The sequence below is a fragment of the Brevibacillus sp. SIMBA_040 genome (assembly GCF_046535075.1).
Lineage (GTDB): Bacteria > Bacillota > Bacilli > Brevibacillales > Brevibacillaceae > Brevibacillus.
In genome coordinates this window covers 82,045-102,620 of the sequence record NZ_JAWRXI010000020.1, presented here as the reverse complement: position 1 = coordinate 102,620, position 20,576 = coordinate 82,045, and the positions used below count along the sequence as shown (strand labels likewise).

Genomic DNA, 20,576 nt, shown 5'->3' with positions numbered 1-20,576 from the left:
ACAAATATGGTTTACTGGCATTTGTTTATCGCTTTTTTTCGCATCGGTATTTTTGGATTCGGGGGAGGACCAACTATGGTTCCCCTGTTTTATACCGAGTGTGTGAAAAAGTACAAGTGGGTTACCGACGAGGATTTTTCGGATAACCTGGCATTGGGAAATGCGCTTCCCGGACCGATTGCCACCAAGCTGGCGGCGTTTATCGGTTATCGGGTCAAAGGCTGGACAGGTGCACTCGTAGCGAATATCGCCGTGGTAATGCCTGTCGTACTGGTGATGATTGGGTTATTGCAAGTCATCTATCAATGGAAGGACGCACCGGGTGTTTATGGCATGATTCAGGCGATTGGGCCAGTTATTGCTGTGATGACGGGCGTTCTGACGTGGGAGTTTCTATCCAAAGGGTGGAAGGGTACGTCCAGCAAAACGGGCGTGAGCATTTCACTCGGTCTTTCGCTTATCGCGCTGCTCTTCCTTGATTGGCACCCTGGCATCGTGGTAGGGATCGCTCTGGCCATTTCGTTTGCTTACTCTACCTGGTCTGTCCGCAAGCGCAAGAAGAAGGACGGCAAGGAGGGAGTAGCATGATTTACTTGCAATTGTTTTGGGCTTTTTTCATCTCCAACATCTTGGGATACGGTGGAGGCCCACCAAGCATTCCACTGATCCAGAATGAAGTGGTCGATCATTACAACTGGATGACGATCAAAGAATTCGGTGAAGTGCTCGCAGTAGCAAATGCACTGCCAAGTCCGATCGCAACGAAACTTGCGGGCTACATCGGTTATCAAGTAGCGGGAGTTCCAGGCGCAACAGTTGCCCTGTTTGCTACGGTAGCTCCAACAGCGATTGCGATGATTCTGCTGCTCCAATTTATTAATCTGTTCCGCAACGCACCGCAGGTAAAAGCGATGACCCAATCGGTACGGCCGATTGTTACCATACTGCTTGGAACCATGACCTATCAATTTCTCATGGGTGCAGTCGAAGGAATTGGTTGGATGCAAACAGGAATTTTGACTGTCGCCTCCTACCTTTTGCTCGAAACATGGAAGGTGCATCCTGCTATTGTGATGGTCGCAGCGATGGTATACGGGTTCATTTTCATCGGCTAGAATCTACTCAGACAAAGGGAGCAATTAACTATGGTTAACTACGACGCAATGGATTATCCGTACGCATCGAAGCGTGTGACCACCTATGCGAAAAATGGCATGGTAGCTACCTCGCAGCCATTGGCAGCGCAGGCTGGTCTCGATATTTTGAAAAAAGGCGGAAATGCGGTTGACGCGGCAATTGCTACGGCTGCATGCCTGACTGTAGTCGAGCCGACTTCGAATGGCATTGGCGGCGACGCGTTCGCCCTCGTATGGATCAAAGACGAATTGCACGGTTTGAATGCGAGTGGTCCGGCTCCACAGGGCATTTCGATTGAAGCCCTCAAAGCAAAAGGACTTGAGGAAATGCCGACATACGGTTGGACACCAGTAACAGTACCAGGCGCTCCTGCTGCTTGGGCTGAGCTGTCCAAACGCTTTGGTCGCCTGCCGCTGACGGAAGTATTGCAGCCAGCGATTGAATATGCGGAAAACGGATTTCCGCTGTCTCCAACGCTGGCTCGCTATTGGGGCGTGGCACATGATAAGTTTTCACGGTTGTTTAAAGGTGAAGAGTACGTTCACTGGTTCTCGACATTTGCGCCAGATGGAAAAGTACCAAAGGCAGGAGACATCTGGAAATCACCAGGCCATGCACAGACGCTGCGTCAAATTGCTGAGACAAACGCCGAAAGCTTTTATCGTGGAGAGATAGCGGAGAAGATTGATGCTTTTTCCCGTGAGTGCGGTGGCTACTTGCGCAAGGAAGACTTGGCAGCGTACCAGCCTGAGTGGGTGAAACCAGTTGGCGTTAATTACCGTGGTTACGACGTATGGGAGATCCCACCGAATGGACAGGGCATGATCGGGTTGATGGCACTGAACATTCTGAAGGGCTACGATTTTGACGCAAAAGATACAATCGAGACATACCACAAGCAAATCGAAGCGATGAAGCTGGCATTTGTCGATGGTTTGAAGTACATCACAGAAGAGAGCAAAATGAAAGTATCGGTAGAGGATTTGCTCTCCGAAGAATACGCGAATACTCGCCGTGCCTTGATCAGTGACGAAGCGCTCATACCGGATCCAGGACAACCGAAATCAAGCGGTACCATCTACTTGGCTACAGCTGATGGCGAGGGCAACATGGTGTCATTTATTCAAAGCAACTATATGGGCTTTGGTTCAGGAGTTGTGATTCCGGGGACAGGTATTGCCATGCAAAACCGCGGTCACAATTTCTCGCTTGATCCTAAGCACGATAATTGCCTCGAGCCTGGCAAAAAAACGTTCCACACGATTATTCCAGGCTTCTTGACCAAGGACGGAAAAGCAGTTGGTCCATTTGGTGTGATGGGTGGCTTCATGCAGCCACAGGGACATGTGCAGGTCGTGATGAACACAATCGACTTCCATCTCAATCCACAAGCTTCGTTGGATGCTCCGCGCTGGCAATGGACAGAAGGCAAGACAGTGGAGCTGGAGCGTCACTTCCCAGAGCATCTGGCGTTGGCGCTGGAACGCAAGGGGCATACGATCAAGTGGGCACAGCTTGGCAACTACTTTGGCCGCGGGCAGATTATTTGGCGCGATGAAAATGGTGTGCTAAGCGGTGGAACCGATATGCGGACTGATAGTGCCATAGCAGCTTGGTAATTCCAAAGGCAAACCGTACACGCAAAGAGGGTGTACGGTTTTTTCTTTTGCGTGAAAGTGAATGTTAACCAGGTGGAATAAGGGAGGATGCGTCAACTCTTAAGACTTCCTGTCTCCCTCTTACTCGTGTCGTTCTCCTCTAGTGTATTTAGCGTATCAAAAAATCATTTGTTCAGAAATGGTTGAGATGCAGCTAGTAAAATAAGAAGTGTGGGAAGATGTGCGCTTTTTATGAATGTAAATAGAGGAGAAACGATTCCATGAGGAGTATTATGATTGTGGACGATACGGCGTTTACGCGGCTTGTGCTGCGAAACATATTTGAATCTTTGGGGTTTGTTGTGATTGCCGAGGCCGATACAGGCGAGGATGCCATCAAAAACTATTGCTTGTTTAAGCCCGAGCTCGTGTTCATGGATATCTCCATGCCGGGAATGAATGGTTTGAATGCCTCTCGCAAAATCATGGAGATAGACAGTGACGCGAAGATTATTATCTGTTCAGCACTCGTGCATCGTGAAACGGTCATCAAAGCCATCCAGGCAGGAGCCAGAGACTTTATCGCCAAGCCTCTCCAGACAGAGCGGATTGAATGGGCGATCCAAAATGTACTGGGGACGGATATGTATTTGCAATAAGGAAGCAAGAAAAGATTTTGTCATGCGAGGCTATGGAGGCATAAGCTCATTTGCAGTTGTGAGACATGAAAAAACCCTTCTTTTGACACGAAGTCAATCAGAAGGGTTTTTGCTATGTAATGAGATTGCTCACGGACTTCACCGAGGTGATGGATTAGGTTGCTGCTTCCAAGCTCTGTACCACGCCGTGATGTCAGAATTCACAGGAGTGTCCAGCTCTTGTTCCCATCTGAATGCTAACAGATCGTATTGTTCCTCTACAGCTGCGTGATTACCTGTCGATGCATACAGCTTCATTAGATGGATGTAGCTGTCTTCCACAAGCGGATGAAGAGACTGCATGAGCAGGTTCGCTTTTTCTGCCTCTTGCGTCATCTCTTGCTCAAAATAAAAGCTGCTTAAATTTTTTGCCAGTTGCAGCCAAAGACGGCGCAGGCGTTCGCGCTCATGCTCAGCCCATAAATACTCGTGCTCACCCAAATAATCGCCAGTATACATCTCCAAGATACGTTCGTACACCTGAGCGTTATGTATGGCAGGAGGACTTAGCTGGGAAGCGTGATTCTCCCATTCCTCTACATCTATCTGTACTGATCCGACGGAGAGCTTATAGCCGTTTTCCAAATTTCCTTTTGTGATAGAGACGGATTCAAGTCCGTGCTGTTTCAATGTTTGACGGATGAGATAAATCGTTGTATAGAGCTGTGTGACGCCCTTGGATAGATCACATTCGGGCCAAAGCAGCTCGATAATCGTATCCTTGTCAATCATCCGGTTACGATGGTGCAGCAAATACGCAAACAGCTCACGCGCTTTTGCTGTACGCCACTTGATCGTGCTCAGTTCCTGATCCTGAAACTGGAATTGAATATAGTTAAAGCATTTAATTGTGATCAGAGGCTTTGCTTCTATGCTAATCTCATTTTTCAGCCGCTTTCTCAATCGCTCTACCGTTTTTTGTAAACGATTGAGCTGTACAGGCTTCATGATGTAATCCAGAGCGCAAAGCTCGAATGCCTCTACTGCATATTTATCATAGCCCGTCACGAAGACAATCTCAGGGGGAGCATCGAACGTTTGAAGCTGCTCTCCGATTTCCAGACCACTGATACCTGGCATGTTAATATCGAGGAACACGACATCGGGCTTGAGTGTTTTCGCCATTTCGATCGCTAAAAGAGGATCTGAATACGCTCCGATAACCTCAATGCCAGCTATATCGCGTTCCAGCACTTTTTGCAGATGCAGCAAAGGTAGCTGTTCGTCATCAACCAATATCGCTTTCATCGAGTGATCCCTCCCTTCTATCTACTCTATCATTAATTTTCTAGTTGTCCAAACGTAGATTTCATGGAGGATATGTGAAAAAAGTGGTTTAGCAGTAGGCTTGACCCTGCTAAACCACTTTTTTTACTTACGATAGATGAAGAAACAAGAACAGGCCTATCCCGTTGCGCTTTTTGTTAGGCTCTCACCGTGCTTTCAAACTGTCCTTTGTGAGCGCCGTTGCAGTAAGGCTTGTTAGAGGATAGACCGCATCTACAGAGATAAACCTGGCTTTTTGTCTCCATCGGATTTCCTTCGCCATCTAAAAGCGTAAACTCACCAGTGACAAGCAGAGGGCCGTTATCTTGAACTTTAATATCAGCCATTTTTTCACCTCCATTTTACTATTACCTTTCCCTGTCAGGAAAAGGATTAGTCGCCGGAGAGGTTTTAGTCATAGGTGAAGGTTACCACTTGTTGCAGGTTTGAATCGACACCGATTGCAATGGCATGTTGACCGTCTGAATAGTAGAAGTAGCGTTTCGAGGTTTGGGTGCTCACATCAGAGGTTTTCACGAGTTCAAAAGAAGCGGGGGCGAGCAGTTTTTGGGTTCGAATAAAGTCGGCAGCAGCCTTCTCAAGAGCATCCACTGGAACTTCTTGTGTTGCCCTTTCTCCATCTGTGCCGATCACGTCAACAGATAAAGAAAGAACCTGTCTCGTCTGGGGCTCGATAATCGCATGGAATCCATAAATATCTCCAGCGGCTGGCTTATCCTTCAATAGGGCGTGTACCGGTATTCCTTTGTATATGGGTTTGCCTGTAGCGGAATCAATTAATTTGGCCGGGTCCTCGAGCGTAATTTCGCGGTTTTGTGTATCCACCTGCAAATGGTAGTACTTTCTGACAGCGTTAGCGGCAATTTGTGCAGCCTCTTCTTTGCCAAGACCTTGGACTTGCTCCAGTGGAGCTTGTGCCGTGCAGCCCGCAAGCAAACAACATAGTACGAAAATGCTGATATAGACTAGCTTTTTCATGCAGATCCTCCAAGCCGTTCATGTGGTTATCCTTATCCTAGCAAGGATCGGGCTAAGTCGAAATGGATTTACCTTTCCCGAACCTTACGATTTTGTAAGCTAAGTAATGGTAAAAAGAAAAGAACGAGCAGGGAATCCGTATAGAAAAGACGAAAAATTCGGAGTACAGCCATTTGGAGGAGGTAAGGATATGAATGCAAAAGAGCTGAATCAGGCGATTCAATCGTATGTAAGAACGGAGACTTTTCCAGTTGGGGTCAAAATCATAAAAGAAGAAGCAGCACTGCCAGCCAAAGCAAAACGACCGCAGCGCGATCTGGGCTATCAGATTACCATTTGCCAGTCTGTCAGTTTTTCACGCCGTTATGGCTGGAGTATTGCGATGAATGGGGCTGATTTGTCCTGTCCGATCGCGCAGGTAGCTTTTGGATACGAAGCGCAGCCTGCTTTTTACACGGAAGGCAATCTCGCCTGTGGGATGTACACAGATACGCTTGAGGCGGGGGCGAAAAGTGAACTGGACGTACCGAAGTTTTCCGCCGAGGAAAGTGGCTACTATGTATCGTATCCACTGGAGCGGGCAGAGATCGATCCAGACGTGGTTGTGATTTACGGAAACGCGGCACAGGTCATGCGATTGGTAGCCGGGATGCTCTACAAGAGGGGCGGCTCCATTCCGTCGACGTTTTCTGCCCGTGCCGATTGTGCAGATATTGCGATCAAGCCGCTGCAAACAGGTGAGCCACAAGTGATTGTTCCCTGTTATGGAGATCGATTGTTTGCCCAGACGCAAGACCATGAGATGGCATTCAGCTTCCACTTCCGTGATGCAGCCGAGTTAGTAGAAGGCTTGGCAGGAACCCAAAAAGGGGGCGTACGCTACCCGATTCCGTCGTTTTTACGCTATCAGGCAGAGTTTCCCCCGACGTATCAAAAGCTCGCAGGATTGTTTGGCGAAGGACAGTAGTGCAGTAGCATTTTTTCTGCTTCCTCGCGAATGCGTGTACGCAGCGAATCTGGCTCCAGAACAGCGACTTGCGCTCCCAAGCCGAGTACCCAGGAGACGATTTCTTCGATTTGCCGAACACGCAGAGTGACAATTACTGCTTCCTCGTGTTCCGCGATTTCCTCGATAAAAAATGGGTTGGATTCTTTTACCTTGTCGACGATCGTACTGCTTACTTGTATACGTACGAGCAGATCCCGATCATCCTTTGGCGCATATGATTCCAAATCAAAATCGGCGGGTCGGGTAAAATGGTCGTTCAAAACAGTAAGCCCGCTCATTCGTGACAGACGAAAATTGCGAATGTCCTGACGCAGATCACATTGGGCAAGGAGTATCCAAGATCCACGCACGAGCACGAGTCCATAAGGAGCAACATCCCGTACACTATCCCGGTTGCCATCTGCCTCCGGGATGCTTTTTTTATAGCGGAACTGTACCTTTTGTCGGTTCAAAATCGCTTGTCTCAGCGTTTCCATATATTCCTGTAATTGCCCTTTTGCCACATACCCGCAGTTATTCAGCAGGCGAAAGGTGGAGCGGACTCGGGCGGTCTCTTGACGTACGGGCTCTGACAGGAGCGACTCCAGCTTGCGTTGAGAGGATTTGGCGTGCTCCCCGTATGAAGGATCAAATGCTTGCTCCACAAGACCTGTACCGATCAAGAGAGTGACCGCTTCTTCAATCGAAAAGGTCACAGGAGGCAAAAAATAGCCCTCCATCAAGGAATAGCCCAGGCCAGGGGAACCGACAATGGGGACACCAGCCTCACTCAGCGCTTGCATATCACGATAAATGGTTCGGACACTGGTCTCAAACGTTTCGGCTAGATCTTCTGCCCGCAGCAATTGCTTGCGTTGAAGCTCGAGTACGATGGCTAGCAGACGGTCCGTTTTATTCATAGAGGGTGCCTCCTTTTGCCGTGATCATCTAAACCAAGTTTATCTGATTCTGAGCGCATGACCAGATCAAATTGTTTACATGGCTGCAAATGCTACTGACATGATGCTGTCAGGAGCGCTGCGATATGATGGTACTATAGATGGATGAACTGAAATGAGAAAGGGTGTTCCTAGATGAATACAGTGGAAATGTTGAGCCGTTTTGAAGAGGTTGCCGAGCAATATGTAAAAGCTTTGGACGGATATTCTGCCGAGCAATTCACGAAAAAGCCTGCAGCAGATGAATGGTCGCTCGGGCAGCTGTACAACCACCTGATACAATCGGCTGTTCATATGCAAATCATGTCGATTGAGCAATGTGCTTCTGGGAATGGGGTAGTCGGGGTAGGCAAAACAGAGAATGGTGAAATGATTATCGGGGCAGGAAAATTACCACCCATCGCGATTAAGGTTCCGGATTCACCGCAGTACACGCCAGCCAACCCGGAATCACCAGAAGAGGTAAAGCCAAAATTGCTTCGACTGATTGATCAGGTACGTGAGCTTGAACCGAGTGTGGCAGCGATTTCGCCTGATCAAAAAATGCCACATCCTGCGCTCGGCTATTTGAATGCTGCCGAATGGTACCAGCTGATTTCTATGCATTTTGTACATCATTTGCGTCAAAAGGAAAAGCTGGATGCATTTGTTCAAGCCTAAACTCTCTCCTATACAAAAAGCTACCCACATCTATAACATGGGTAGCTTTTTTGTTGCAGAAAGGATGATTTACACCAGATTTTCCGGATTCAAGCCCTCCAGCTCTGGCAGTACAAAGCGTCCGTCTTTGCGGATCAATACATCGTCAAACCAGATTTCGCCGCCACCGTATTCAGGGCGTTGGATTTGTACCAGATCCCAGTGTACAGAAGAACGGTTGCCGTTATCCGCCACAGTGTACGCATTACCAGGCGTGAAGTGGAAGCTGCCTGCGATTTTTTCATCGAACAGGATGTCCAGCATCGGATGCAGGATGTGCGGATTAAAACCAATCGCAAATTCGCCGATGTAGCGAGCGCCTTCATCTGTATCGAGAATCTCGTTCAGTGCTTTTGTATTGGAGCTTGTTGCCTCTACGATTTTTCCTTCTTTGAATGTGAACTGAACATCCGTAAAGGAAATGCCGTGATAGTTTGTTGCTGCGTTGTAGAAGATCGTTCCTTCTACAGAGTCACGTATAGGAGCGGTGTAGACCTCACCGTCTGGAATGTTGCATTTGCCATCGCATTTTACTGCGTTGATGCCTTTGATGGAGAAGCGCAGGTCTGTGTTTGGACCGACGATACGCACGCGGTCTGTGCGATCCATCAGCTCTTTTAGTGGTGTCATCGCTCTGGACATTTTTTCATAGTCCAGGTTGCAGACGGAGAAGTAGAAGTCTTCGAAGTTCTCCAGACTCATGCCTGACAGCTGGGCCATGGATTTGTTCGGATAGCGAAGCACAACCCAGCGTTTGTTCGGCACGCGCTCGTTCGTATGTACTGGCTGGTAGAGGATGCGCGAGTAGATACCCATCTTGTCTTCCGGAACATCTGCAAGCTCATTGATGTTGTCATAGGCGCGGATTGCAATGTACGCGTCCATGTCCTTCATCCGGTCATACTCGTATTTGGCCATGAGCGCCATATGCTCTTCGCTTGTTCCTTGGTAGAGTGCGCGAAGAATTTCCTGATCCTTCAGAGTGACCAACGGGAGAGCGCCTACCGCAAACGATTCGCGGACGAGAGCGCGTACCAATTCAGGCTGCAGACCTGTATTTTCAATCAGTACTTTTTCTCCTTTTTGCAAATTGAGTGAATAGCGGACGAGACGGCTGGCTAATTCATTAATGCGTGGATCTGCCATTTTTACGCAACCTCCATAATCAGAAAATAGGTAAATGAGTAAGATGGTTTACTAACTCTAGCGGTCGTTCCACCTTGTGCAAGCTTCGATAGAAGTTTTTTTACTGCTATTATGGCATATCTGCCTACAGACTCGCCAGTGATTAATGCAAGGGCTTACAAGCAGGCTTCATAGATCGCGATGATGTCCTCGGCGTTCAGCTTCCGGGAGCTTGGCAGGTAGCCAACGCCTCTTCCGCCGATATGGACCGCTTCGTCAGCCATTCGCGGAATGACCTCGCGTGTTACCCCAAAATCGGACAGCTTCTCCGTAATGCCCATGCGCTCATACCAGTGACGGACAGCTTCGATCGTGGCACGAGCCGCATTTTGTGTGTCTTCTTCGGTGACACCAAAGCAGCTTCGTCCCATGCGTGCCAGCCGTTCCGGGCGATCAGGAAAAATGACCTGCTCGAAATAAGGAAGTGACAGGATAGCTAGTCCACGACCGTGCGCCATATCGAAAATTCCGCTCAACGGGTGTTCAATCCCGTGCAGTGGCATGCCAGCACAGCGACCGCCTGCTGCAAACGGACTGATTCCGAGAGTACTCGCCCATAAAAGGGTTGATCTCGCTTCTTCATGGTCAGGCTGCTCGATGGCAGTAAGCGAATGCTCGACAACCAGACGAATCAGTGTCTCGGAGATACCGTCCTGCACATTCGTTTTGTCTGCACTGATCAAATAGCTTTCAAATAGATGGGAAAAAATATCTGCACATGATTCAGCCGTGACGCGAGCCGGAACAGTGAATGTGATGGAGGGATCGAGGATTGCAATTTTGGGATAAAGAGCTGGCCCGTAAAATGAAGATTTTTCATGGGTATCCCAGTGGGTCAGGACACTGATGCTGTTTGCTTCTGAACCTGTAGCTGCCACGGTAGGGACAGTCATGAGCGGCAATGCTTCCATTACAGGTACAAGCAGTTGACTGGAACCAGTCGGATTCCCGCGCATGTAGTCATAGATGGGACGCCCGGTCTTGGCAGCTGCTGCGATCGCTTTGGAGGCGTCCATCACGGAACCGCCACCTACTGCCAATATGAAATCACACTGATTCTCACGTGCCAGTGCAGCACCCGCATCTACGGTAGCAGTCCGCGGATTAGGCTCAATTTTGTCAAACAAGACATACTCTACTTGCGCTTCTTCTAAAAGGGTCTGCACGCGTTCCAAGAGGCCAGTGCGCTTGGCAGCGCTCCCGCCTGTGACAAGCAGTGCTTTGTGACCAATTGTTTTGGCTTCCTGTCCCAATCGTTTTATTTCACCCATACCGAAGTAGATAAGGGTAGGAAAAGATACCTCAAACGGAAACATCTTCCATTCCTTCTTTCGCATAAAGGTAGTACCACCTTATTTTATCATAAAACCAGGCTACGGCATGCCTTTTGGAGAAGTAAGGAACCGGCGTGTCATCGCGGGGACGATCGCAGGTAGTAAATCAATGGAAAACACATCAAAAACCGAACGTTTGTCGAAGTGTGTTTCTGCTTTTTTCGTTGATAAATGCGTATGATTGTGTTTTAATGTATTTGAAACGTTCGTGTATTTACCGTAACTTAACCTTTTTACCTAGGAAGGTGACTCCTACAGTGGAAAAACAAGAACAACTCTACGAAGGCAAGGCGAAACGTATTTATCGGACATCAGTGCCTGATCAATACTGGGTGGAGTATAAAGACGACGCAACGGCATTTAATGGAGAGAAACGGGCGCAAATTACCGGAAAAGGTGAACTGAACAATCGCATCACCGCTATTTTCTTCACGATGCTGAAAGAACGTGGCATCGACAACCATTTTGTTCGCCTGCTGTCTGCTAACGAGCAGGTCGTACGAAAAGTAGAGATTATTCCTTTGGAGGTAGTCGTTCGCAATATCGCGGCTGGCTCACTCGCCAAACGCCTGGGAATGGAAGAAGGTACTGCACTTCCACAGCCGGTTGTTGAGTTTTACTACAAGGATGACGCACTAGGTGATCCGCTGGTGAATGCTTCCCACATCAAAATATTGGGCATCGCTAGCGAAAGCGATCAAGCGACTCTTGAACGCATGGGGCTCGAAGTCAATGAAGTCCTGCGTCCTTATTTGCGGGAGCGTGGCATTACACTGGTCGACTTTAAGCTTGAATTTGGCAAAACTGCGGATGGGGAAATTCTCCTCGCCGATGAAATATCGCCGGACACATGCCGGTTCTGGGATTCAGAAACGAACGAGAAGCTGGATAAAGATCGCTTCCGTCGGGATTTGGGCAACGTAGAAGAAGCGTATCAAGAAATGCTTAAGAGACTGGGAGGAGACGTACATGTTTAAAGCTGTTGTTTATGTAACTTTGCGCGAGAGCGTGCTTGACCCACAAGGCCATGCGGTAAAAGGTGCTCTGCACACACTCGGATTTGATGAAGTAAACAATGCACGCATTGGTAAATATATGGAGCTCACGCTGGATACAAAAGACCGTGCTCAGGCAGAAGAACGTGTACGCGAAATGTGCGAAAAGCTGCTGGCCAACACGGTGGTTGAAGACTATCGCTTTGAGATCGTGGAGGGCTAATAGATGCGAGTAGCGGTTATCGTTTTTCCAGGTTCCAATGCTGACATCGACTTGTACAACGCAGTTGAAGATGTAATGGGTGTGCCAGTTGATTATGTATGGCACTCCGATACCGATCTTTCCCAGTATGATGCGATTCTGTTGCCAGGTGGCTTCTCTTATGGCGATTACTTGCGCTGTGGTGCAGTCGCTCGCTTTTCTCCAGTGATGGAGCAAGTAGTGAAGGCGGCAGAAGCAGGCAAGCTGGTTATGGGAATCTGTAACGGATTCCAAATCCTGACCGAAGTAGGCCTTTTGCCAGGCGTTCTTTTGCGCAACACTTCACTCAAGTTCCGTTGCAAGCTGTCGGGACTGCGTGTAGAAAATAACCAAACCGCGTTTACTCGTGATTATGCGGCAGGGGAAGAGATTCAAATTCCGATCGCACATGGCGAAGGAAACTACTACTGTGATGATGAGACACTGGAAAAGCTCAAAGCGGGCAATCAGATTGTATTCCGCTACCATGGCGAAAATCCGAATGGCTCTCTTGAAGGTATTGCAGGAATTTGCAACGAAAAAGGCAATGTACTGGGTATGATGCCTCACCCGGAGCGCGCTGTGCATACATGGATGACCTCCGATGACGGCCGCCGCATGTTTACCTCGATCCTGAAGACGTGGAGGGAAAAAAGCAGTGTCACAACTCACGCATAAAGAACCGACAGCTGAACAAATTGCAGAACAAAAGATCTACCGTGAAATTGGTCTGACAGAGGAAGAATACCAGCGTGTAGTCGATATCCTCGGCCGTAAACCGAACTGGACGGAGACAGGTCTTTACAGCGTCATGTGGTCTGAGCACTGCTCCTATAAAAACTCCAAGCCTGTTCTGCGCCGCTTCCCGACAAAGGGCCCTCGCGTTTTGCAAGGACCAGGTGAAGGTGCGGGTATCGTAGACATCGGCGATAACCAAGCCGTTGTTTTCAAAATCGAAAGCCATAACCACCCATCTGCAATCGAGCCGTACCAAGGCGCTGCAACTGGTGTGGGCGGAATCATCCGTGACGTTTTCTCCATGGGTGCTCGTCCGATTGCTGTACTGAACTCGCTTCGATTCGGGGAGCTGACTACTCCTCGCGTAAAATATTTGTTTGAGCACGTGGTTGCTGGTATCGCTGGCTATGGCAACTGCATCGGGATTCCTACTGTAGGCGGCGAAGTCAACTTCGACCCTACTTATGAAGGAAATCCTCTCGTCAATGCTATGTGTGTGGGTCTGATTGACCACGAGAAGATTCAAAAAGGGGTAGCCTCCGGTATTGGCAACCCGGTGATTTACGTTGGTTCCAGCACAGGGCGTGATGGTATTCACGGAGCGACCTTTGCTTCTGAAGAGCTGACTGAAGAATCCGAGAAAAAACGTCCTGCTGTACAAGTGGGCGATCCATTCATGGAAAAGCTGTTGCTCGAAGCATGCCTTGAGCTGATTGACACAGGTATCGTCGTAGGGATTCAGGACATGGGCGCAGCAGGCCTTACCAGCTCCAGCTCTGAGATGGCTTCCAAAGCAGGCAACGGTATCGAAATGAATCTGGATTTGGTGCCACAGCGTGAAGCAGGTATGTCCGCATACGAAATGATGCTCTCTGAATCTCAAGAGCGTATGCTCGTTGTCGTGGAAAAAGGCAAGGAAGCAGAAGCCATTGCGATTTTTGACAAATGGGGCTTGGCGTCTGCTGTCGTGGGTAAAGTAACAGAAGACAGCAAGCTGCGTCTGTTGCACAAAGGCGAAGTCGTAGCAGAAGTACCAGTAAACAGCTTGGCTGATGATGCGCCTGTTTACCATCGTCCATCTGCTGTACCAGCTTACTATGAAGCAAACGCAAGTGTAGATGTCGTTGCAGGAATCGCTGAGCCAGCTGACTTGAACGAAACCTTGAAAAACTTGCTCGCACAACCGACTGTTGCAAACAAAGCATGGGTATACGAGCAGTACGACCATATCGTTCGTGCCAATACTGCTGTAAAACCTGGCTCTGATGCAGCTGTTGTGATGGTGCGCGGAACACGCAAAGCACTCGCGATGTCGACAGATTGCAACGGACGCTATGTGTACCTCGATCCAAAAGTCGGCGGTGCTATCGCTGTAGCAGAATCTGCGCGCAACGTAGTATGCTCGGGTGCAGAACCACTTGCGATTACAGACTGCCTCAACTTCGGAAGCCCGGAAAAGCCAGAAGTATTCTGGCAGTTCGAGAAATCATGCGAGGGCATGAGCGAAGCGTGCGTAGCTTTGGACGCACCGGTTATCGGCGGAAACGTTTCTTTCTATAATGAACGCAGCGGTGACGCCATCTATCCGACTCCAACTGTCGGCATGGTCGGTTTGATCACGGATGTTGACCATATTACAACCCAAGATTTCAAAAACGAAGGCGATGTCATCATCTTGCTCGGCGAAACTTTCGCAGAGCTGGGTGGATCTGAGTATCAAAAGCTGGCTACAGGCTCGATCTCAGGACGACCGCCACAAATTGATCTGAACAAGGAAGCAGCTGTTCAAAAACTCGTTTTGGCTGCTATCCGCAAAGGTCTGGTAAGCTCGGCTCACGATTTGTCCGAAGGCGGTTTGGGTGTAGCTTTGGCAGAGTCTTGCTTCGGCAAAAACGTGGGCGCACAAGTATCGCTGGATTCCGAGCTGCGTCATGATGTTCTCTTGTTCAGTGAATCACAGTCTCGCATTTTGCTCAGTGCATCCAAAGAGCAGGCAGCAGCAATTCTCGCATTGGCAGGTGAGCATGGCGTACCGGCACAAGAGATCGGAACCATTGGTGGCGAGCACGTGGTAGTGAATGTGAACGGCAATGAAGCGATCAATGCTTCAATTCAAGAGGTGAAAGCAGCCTGGAAGGATGCGATTCCATGTTTGATCGGTTAATCTGGGACAAACTGAATGAAGAATGCGGCGTCTTTGGCATTTACAACCACCAGGAAGCTTCCCAATTAACGTACCTGGGGCTTCATGCCCTTCAGCATCGCGGTCAGGAGAGCGCAGGCATCTGCGCCTCCGACGGCGAGAAGTGGTATAAACATCGCGGAATGGGACTCGTATCTGAAGCTTTTGGCAAGGGTGATCTGGAGAAATTCAAAGGTCATATTGCCATTGGTCATACTCGGTACACAACTGCCGGGTCCAGCAAAATCGAAAATGCCCAGCCGCTGTTTTTCCGTTATGCGCAAGGCAGCATGGCTGTTGCCCATAATGGTAATCTGGTGAATGCTGCGGTTCTCAGAAAAGAGCTGGAAGCAAAAGGCTCCATTTTCCAAACGACCAGCGACACCGAAGTAATCGCCCATTTGATCGCGCGCTCCGAGTGCCGTGACTTGCCTGGGGCTGTAAGAGATGCACTTCAGCACATTAAAGGTGCGTATGCACTTCTCGTCATGAACGAAAATCAACTCGTTATCGCGCTTGATCCAAATGGATTGCGTCCGCTGTCTTTGGGACGTTTGGGAGACGCGATTACTGTTGCATCCGAGACCTGTGCTTTTGACATTATCGGAGCACAGTACTGGCGCGATGTTCAGCCAGGTGAGCTGATTGTCATTGATAAAAACGGTGTGAGTGAATCGAAGTTCACAGAGACTACCCAACGTTCGATCTGCACCTTTGAATACATTTACTTTGCACGTCCTGACAGCGACATCGATGGAATTAACGTACACATGGCACGCAAGCGTCTCGGCAAACAGCTGGCTTTGGAATCGGCGATTGAGGCAGATGTCGTGACAGGTGTACCTGACTCCAGCATATCCGCGGCGATTGGCTTTGCGGAAGCGACAGGTATTCCATATGAAATCGGCTTGATCAAAAACCGCTACGTTGGTCGCACATTTATCCAGCCGAGCCAGGAGCTTCGCGAGCGCGCTGTTTACCTCAAGCTCTCGGCTGTACGCAAGGTAGTCGAAGGCAAGCGCGTGGTCATGATTGACGATTCGATCGTTCGCGGTACGACCAGTAATCGGATTGTGCGCATGCTGCGTGAAGCTGGAGCCAAGGAAGTCCACGTACGGATCAGCTCTCCGCCGGTCATGAATTCCTGCTTCTATGGCATTGATACATCGACTCGGGATGAGTTGATTGCAGCAACTAAATCGATTGAGGAAATCCGTCAAATCATTGAAGCAGATTCTTTGTCCTTCTTGTCTGTCGAAGGCATGATCGAAGCAATCGGGCGTCAGGATTCGGCTCCGAATAAAGGACACTGCCTCGCATGCTTTACCGGGGAATATCCGACTGAGATTGAATTTGAAGAGGCGCTACCTGCGCTCAAGTGCTAATACAAGGAACCTCTGGTAGGGGGAGAAACGATGAGTGAAGCATATAAACAAGCAGGCGTCGACATTGATGCGGGGAACGAAGCAGTCGAACGCATGAAAAAACACGTGAAGCGCACGTTCCGTCCGGAGGTATTGACGGATTTGGGCGGCTTCGGTGCCTTGTTCCGTCTAGATACAACCAAGTATGAAAAGCCGATCCTCGTCTCTGGTACAGATGGTGTAGGCACCAAGCTGAAGCTTGCTTTTGCCATGGATAAGCACGATACGATCGGGATTGATGCTGTAGCGATGTGCGTCAATGATGTGGTTGTGCAAGGGGCAGAGCCGCTTTTTTTTCTCGACTACTTGGCGGTAGACAAGGTCATTCCAGAAAAGATCGAAGCCATTGTCAAAGGAATTGCCGATGGCTGCTCGCAGGCAGGCTGCTCCTTGATCGGTGGAGAAACAGCTGAAATGCCTGGGATGTACGCAGAGGGCGAATATGATATCGCTGGTTTTACAGTTGGTGTTGTAGACGAAAGCAAAATGATTACAGGAGCTTCTGTTGAAGCAGGCGACGTATTGATCGGGCTTGCTTCCAGCGGTGTGCACAGCAATGGCTTCTCTCTCGTGCGCAAAGTGCTTTTGGCTGACAAAGGCATGTCGCTTCACGATCATGTAGATGTACTTGGCAAAAAGCTTGGAGAGGAACTGCTGACCCCGACTCGCATCTATGTAAAACAAGTGCTGTCTGTACTGGAATCTCATGAGATCAAGGCGCTGGCGCATATTACAGGCGGCGGCTTCACTGAAAATATTCCGCGTGTACTGCCAGAAGGTACACAAGCGATTATTGATGTAGGTTCTTGGCCTGTTCTCCCGATTTTCCAACTGGTTCAAGAAGCTGGCAATATTTCTTATCCGGACATGTACAAAACATTTAACATGGGGATCGGTATGATGCTGGTTGTCAAAGCAGACGATGCTGATGCAGTTGTAGCGAAGATCAAGGACCTTGGCGAAGAGCCGTATGTGATCGGAAGCATTGCGGCTGGCGAGCGCAAAGTCGTGTATAACGGGGTGGAATGGTGAGAAGGCTAGCCATTTTCGCCTCGGGAAGCGGTTCGAACTTCGAAGCAATCGTGCAAGCCGTACAGGGTGGTCGACTTGACGGTGTGGAAGTCGCGCTTCTCGTTTGCGATAAGCCTGGTGCCAAGGTGCTGGAGCGGGCAGAACGCTTAGGGATTCCTGCTTTTGTTTTTCAGCCAAAGGAGTATGCTGACAAGGCTGCCTTTGAAGCAGAGATTGTGGCAGAGCTCCAAAAACTCGATATATCCTTGGTTGTGCTGGCGGGGTACATGCGATTGGTTGGCGAGACGCTGTTGTCCGCCTATGAGGGGAAAATCATCAATCTGCATCCATCACTTTTGCCTGCTTTTCCCGGGAAAGACGCGATTGGTCAGGCACTCGACTACGGGGTAAAGATTACGGGGGTAACGGTGCATGTGGTCGATGCGGGTCTCGATACGGGTCCAATCATCGCCCAGCTCCCTGTAGGCGTGCAAGAGACAGATACAAAAGAAACATTGGCAGCACGTATCCACGAAGTAGAGCATGGCCTTTTGGTAGAGGTCATTGGCTTGCTGGTGGAAGAGCGTATAAAGCTGGAGGGACGGCTTGTCCAGCTGACATAAGAGAGCAACAAACGCAGAGAAACCGACGCGAAAATCGTGTCGGTTTTTCCTTTTCCTGGTATATTGAATAATGGGAGAGTGGTAACATGAGAGACATGAAAAACGTTTGGATGGTTTGCTTCTGCGCTGTTCTACTGATAGGGTCATGGCTGATCGCAGATGCAACAAAGAGCGTAGCTGCATATGGTGATACAGCAACGCACAATACGGCACAGATTGCCAGCATCATGGCGACGATAAGCAATGAATTAAATGATTTGAACAACAAGAAGGCTCCACAAGAAAAACAAATACTTGATGCAGTAGAAGCGGCTGAATACTTAGGCATTACCGAGCAGATTTTGGCCAAGCTTTTGGATAGTAAGGATATTCCAGCTCTTCAGATCAACAGCACGTATCGGTTCTCCAAACGAGCTTTGGATGAGTGGGTATACGAGCAATCGATGAAGCACACGACCTATCAAAAATGATAATGTTATTTGGATAAAAAGAGCTCGCAGCCAGACGCAAACGCCAGCTGTGGTAGCGAATAAACAGCAAAACCGACACAGTGGATGTGTCGGCTTTTCACTGTCTTGCTCTTTTTATCTGGCAACGAATTTTTTCAGATCACTGAGAGGAAGGGCACCGATTACTTTGTCGATTGGTTCCCCATCTTTAAACAGGATGCTAGTGGGCAGGCTCATGACTCCAAATTGATTGGCAACCTCGGTTTCTTCATCTACATTGAGCTTGAGGATTTTGACATCATGGTTTCCTTCGGCTACGTATGCTTCAAGGACTGTCGCAAACATCCGGCACGGTCCGCACCAAGGCGCCCAAAAATTGACTAAAGTGAGTCCTTTTGTTTGCATTTGGTTCTTACATGCAGCATCTGTTACATGGAAAATCGCCATTTGAATCTCTCCTTTATTTATGTCTTTCAAAATTAATAAGCATTTATTTTTCCAATGAACATCCAGTCGTCATACTGGTAGCAATTCCAAGTCGGTTCCAGCAGTTGGTGACATTGATCGCCATCACCAGATCGATGTACTGTTGTTCATTAAAGTGGTCGCGGACTTGCTTGTATACATGCTCGGGTACTCCGAGCTCGGAAACCTTAGTAAGATGCTCGGCAAGCTCAAGTGCTGCTTTTTCCTTCTTGCTAAAGTTCGGTACATCACGCCATACGTTCAGGAGTAAAATGCGCTCAAATTGATCTCCTTTGTCGTACAGGGCTTTTCCGTAAACATTCAAATGAAAGGAACAACCATTTATTTGGGACACTCTTAGCTGGATTAGGTCAGTGATAGCCTCATCCAAACTGGATTGAAGAACAAATGATTCAAGGCTTTTCATAGCCTCATAAGCAGCAGGGTTTACTTCGTTGGGAACCATTCTTAATTCCATTTCAAATCCCTCCCGAATTCAGTTTGATTCATGTCATGGAAATCTTCTTCCGTTAACTCCTTGGTTACACTCATAGCTGCTTTACTTCCGCTGGCAGCAGCATAAATCAGTTGAGAAGGCGCGACGTACGACGTGTCACCTGCGGCGAACAAACCAGGGATGGAGGTTTTGCCTAGTTGATCTGTCTTAATTCCGCCCAGTGGGGTTTTTTCGCAGTCCAAGCTCTCGATAAATGGCGCGCTGTGTATAAATTTAGGAGCAATGAATCCGCCTGTCCTGGCGATCGTCGTTCCATCCGCAAAACGTACATGCGTTAGTTGCCCGTTTTCTCCAATGAAGGCTGCGACGGGCTGTTCCATCACCACGATTCCTTTGGAGAGAAGCTGCTCTTTTTGGTCATTTGAAAGTGGACTTTGACCATTGGTGCAGACTACTAAATCGCGGGTCCAATTGAGAAGCAGCTTGGCGGTATGGAAAACGGCCGGATCTTCGGAAACGACGACAAGAGGTTGATCTTGCAGCTCCCAGCCATCACAAAACGGGCAATTAAACAGACTTTTTCCATATAAAGAATGGAGCCCATCAATCTCAGGAAAGACTTCCTTTAAGCCTGTAGCCAGGATCAGCTTGCGTGCTTGAATCCGACCGCCCGATGCATCATGCACCTCAAATCCCGAGTTGAGCTTTGTAATGGAAACGACTTCTGTTTGGAGATGATGAACAGACGGATAGCGGAGCACTTCCTCATAGGCGATGCGGCGAAACTCGGCAGGAGTCACTCCGTCTCTCGTCAGATAACCGTGCGATGCATGGGTGACGGCATTTCGGGGCTGATTGTTGTCGAGCAAGGCGACATTTTTCCGTGCTCTGCCGAGTACCAAAGCGGCATTTAACCCGGCTGCTCCTCCGCCAACAATCGCGCAATCGTAAATCATAATGTTAAACTCCTTTCTAGAGACATTAAGGACATTTTATGTCTGTGATTAATTTGAAAGAAAAGCTTCATCTAAGAAAGATAAAGCAAGATAAGGTACTCATAATCGTAAGAGCGCTCTTAGATAATCGATTTATAGTATCTATAATATCCGTTATTTTATCAATGTCAAG

At 48.7% G+C, this 20,576-nt stretch carries 23 protein-coding genes; 14 read left to right on the top strand and 9 right to left on the bottom strand.

The genetic code is table 11. The features are described 5' to 3' along the window. The first annotated feature begins 6 nt into the window (after positions 1–6). The 4 genes from SB752_RS26390 (at position 7) to SB752_RS26375 (ending at position 3,394) form a co-directional block, all read left to right on the top strand. Positions 7–588, top strand: a complete 582-nt coding sequence (locus SB752_RS26390) for a chromate transporter (RefSeq protein WP_410718443.1) — start codon at positions 7–9, stop codon at positions 586–588. Next, positions 585–1,115, top strand: coding sequence for a chromate transporter (locus SB752_RS26385; protein WP_410718442.1), 531 nt, complete (start codon positions 585–587; stop codon positions 1,113–1,115). The genes SB752_RS26390 and SB752_RS26385 overlap by 4 nt, the downstream gene beginning before the upstream one ends. Before the next feature lie 30 nt (positions 1,116–1,145). Continuing rightward, positions 1,146–2,756 carry a gamma-glutamyltransferase gene (gene ggt / locus SB752_RS26380; RefSeq protein WP_410718441.1) on the top strand — a complete coding sequence of 537 codons (1,611 nt, stop codon included), beginning with the start codon at positions 1,146–1,148 and terminating at the stop codon, positions 2,754–2,756. A gap of 260 nt (positions 2,757–3,016) precedes the next feature. Further along, on the top strand, positions 3,017–3,394 hold the full coding sequence (locus SB752_RS26375; protein ID WP_213023889.1) for a response regulator: 378 nt from the start codon (positions 3,017–3,019) through the stop codon (positions 3,392–3,394). A 138-nt stretch (positions 3,395–3,532) separates the two neighbouring features. Here the strand turns inward: SB752_RS26375 and SB752_RS26370 are convergent, their stop codons facing one another. The 3 genes from SB752_RS26370 to SB752_RS26360 form a co-directional block, all read right to left on the bottom strand. Continuing rightward, a complete protein-coding gene (locus tag SB752_RS26370; RefSeq protein WP_410718440.1) occupies positions 3,533–4,681 on the bottom strand; it encodes a response regulator in 1,149 nt (382 codons plus the stop codon). A 176-nt stretch (positions 4,682–4,857) separates the two neighbouring features. Then, a complete protein-coding gene (locus tag SB752_RS26365) occupies positions 4,858–5,046 on the bottom strand; it encodes a CDGSH iron-sulfur domain-containing protein (protein ID WP_213023891.1) in 189 nt (62 codons plus the stop codon). Between the two features lie 64 nt (positions 5,047–5,110). Further along, on the bottom strand, positions 5,111–5,698 hold the full coding sequence (locus SB752_RS26360; RefSeq protein ID WP_410718439.1) for a hypothetical protein: 588 nt from the start codon (positions 5,696–5,698) through the stop codon (positions 5,111–5,113). 190 nt (positions 5,699–5,888) lie between these two features. Between SB752_RS26360 and SB752_RS26355 the strand changes: the two genes are divergently transcribed. Then, positions 5,889–6,665, top strand: coding sequence for a DUF169 domain-containing protein (locus SB752_RS26355; RefSeq protein ID WP_410718438.1), 777 nt, complete (start codon positions 5,889–5,891; stop codon positions 6,663–6,665). Here SB752_RS26355 and SB752_RS26350 read toward each other — a convergent pair. Next, entirely contained in the window at positions 6,629–7,606 is a 978-nt protein-coding gene (locus SB752_RS26350) for a helix-turn-helix transcriptional regulator (RefSeq protein WP_410718437.1), read from the bottom strand. The two genes, SB752_RS26355 and SB752_RS26350, sit on opposite strands and share 37 nt — an antisense overlap. A gap of 174 nt (positions 7,607–7,780) precedes the next feature. Here SB752_RS26350 and SB752_RS26345 point away from each other — a divergent pair, with 174 nt between their 5' ends. Next, positions 7,781–8,305: a DinB family protein gene (locus tag SB752_RS26345; RefSeq protein ID WP_410718436.1), complete on the top strand. Its 525-nt coding sequence runs from the start codon at positions 7,781–7,783 to the stop codon at positions 8,303–8,305. Positions 8,306–8,374: 69 nt separating this feature from the next. Here the strand turns inward: SB752_RS26345 and SB752_RS26340 are convergent, their stop codons facing one another. Together SB752_RS26340 and SB752_RS26335 are read right to left on the bottom strand one after the other, a co-directional pair. Further along, positions 8,375–9,490: an aminopeptidase gene (locus SB752_RS26340; protein ID WP_410718435.1), complete on the bottom strand. Its 1,116-nt coding sequence runs from the start codon at positions 9,488–9,490 to the stop codon at positions 8,375–8,377. A gap of 155 nt (positions 9,491–9,645) precedes the next feature. Beyond that, positions 9,646–10,845 carry an iron-containing alcohol dehydrogenase gene (locus tag SB752_RS26335; RefSeq protein ID WP_410718458.1) on the bottom strand — a complete coding sequence of 400 codons (1,200 nt, stop codon included), beginning with the start codon at positions 10,843–10,845 and terminating at the stop codon, positions 9,646–9,648. 275 nt (positions 10,846–11,120) lie between these two features. On the opposite strand from SB752_RS26335, the gene purC reads away from it, so the two are divergent. The 8 genes from purC (at position 11,121) to SB752_RS26295 (ending at position 18,547) form a co-directional block, all read left to right on the top strand. Further along, complete coding sequence (gene purC, locus SB752_RS26330) at positions 11,121–11,840, top strand: phosphoribosylaminoimidazolesuccinocarboxamide synthase (protein WP_410718434.1); 720 nt, start codon at positions 11,121–11,123, stop codon at positions 11,838–11,840. After that, positions 11,833–12,081: a phosphoribosylformylglycinamidine synthase subunit PurS gene (gene purS / locus SB752_RS26325; protein ID WP_103108369.1), complete on the top strand. Its 249-nt coding sequence runs from the start codon at positions 11,833–11,835 to the stop codon at positions 12,079–12,081. Before purC ends, purS begins: the two co-directional genes overlap by 8 nt. A 3-nt stretch (positions 12,082–12,084) precedes the next feature. Next, positions 12,085–12,777, top strand: a complete 693-nt coding sequence (purQ, locus tag SB752_RS26320) for a phosphoribosylformylglycinamidine synthase subunit PurQ (protein ID WP_410718433.1) — start codon at positions 12,085–12,087, stop codon at positions 12,775–12,777. Further along, positions 12,758–15,001 carry a phosphoribosylformylglycinamidine synthase subunit PurL gene (gene purL, locus SB752_RS26315; protein ID WP_410718432.1) on the top strand — a complete coding sequence of 748 codons (2,244 nt, stop codon included), beginning with the start codon at positions 12,758–12,760 and terminating at the stop codon, positions 14,999–15,001. Before purQ ends, purL begins: the two co-directional genes overlap by 20 nt. Continuing rightward, positions 14,986–16,404, top strand: coding sequence for an amidophosphoribosyltransferase (gene purF, locus SB752_RS26310; RefSeq protein WP_410718431.1), 1,419 nt, complete (start codon positions 14,986–14,988; stop codon positions 16,402–16,404). Before purL ends, purF begins: the two co-directional genes overlap by 16 nt. A gap of 30 nt (positions 16,405–16,434) precedes the next feature. After that, positions 16,435–17,475 (top strand): phosphoribosylformylglycinamidine cyclo-ligase, encoded by a 1,041-nt coding sequence (gene purM / locus SB752_RS26305; protein ID WP_410718430.1) that lies wholly within the window; start codon positions 16,435–16,437, stop codon positions 17,473–17,475. Continuing rightward, positions 17,469–18,077 carry a phosphoribosylglycinamide formyltransferase gene (gene purN / locus SB752_RS26300; protein ID WP_410718429.1) on the top strand — a complete coding sequence of 203 codons (609 nt, stop codon included), beginning with the start codon at positions 17,469–17,471 and terminating at the stop codon, positions 18,075–18,077. Before purM ends, purN begins: the two co-directional genes overlap by 7 nt. Before the next feature lie 86 nt (positions 18,078–18,163). Beyond that, on the top strand, positions 18,164–18,547 hold the full coding sequence (locus SB752_RS26295; protein WP_410718428.1) for a helix-turn-helix domain-containing protein: 384 nt from the start codon (positions 18,164–18,166) through the stop codon (positions 18,545–18,547). A gap of 114 nt (positions 18,548–18,661) precedes the next feature. On the opposite strand, the gene trxA is transcribed toward SB752_RS26295, so the two are convergent. The 3 genes from trxA to SB752_RS26280 are packed head-to-tail and all read right to left on the bottom strand — an operon-like array spanning position 18,662 to position 20,404. Next, positions 18,662–18,973, bottom strand: a complete 312-nt coding sequence (gene trxA / locus SB752_RS26290; protein WP_410718427.1) for a thioredoxin — start codon at positions 18,971–18,973, stop codon at positions 18,662–18,664. Between the two features lie 43 nt (positions 18,974–19,016). Next, entirely contained in the window at positions 19,017–19,469 is a 453-nt protein-coding gene (locus SB752_RS26285) for a carboxymuconolactone decarboxylase family protein (protein ID WP_410718426.1), read from the bottom strand. Beyond that, the gene (locus SB752_RS26280) at positions 19,460–20,404 is read right to left on the bottom strand and encodes an NAD(P)/FAD-dependent oxidoreductase (RefSeq protein WP_410718425.1); all 945 of its coding nucleotides are present in this window, start codon (positions 20,402–20,404) and stop codon (positions 19,460–19,462) included. Before SB752_RS26280 ends, SB752_RS26285 begins: the two co-directional genes overlap by 10 nt. Positions 20,405–20,576: the final 172 nt, after the last annotated feature.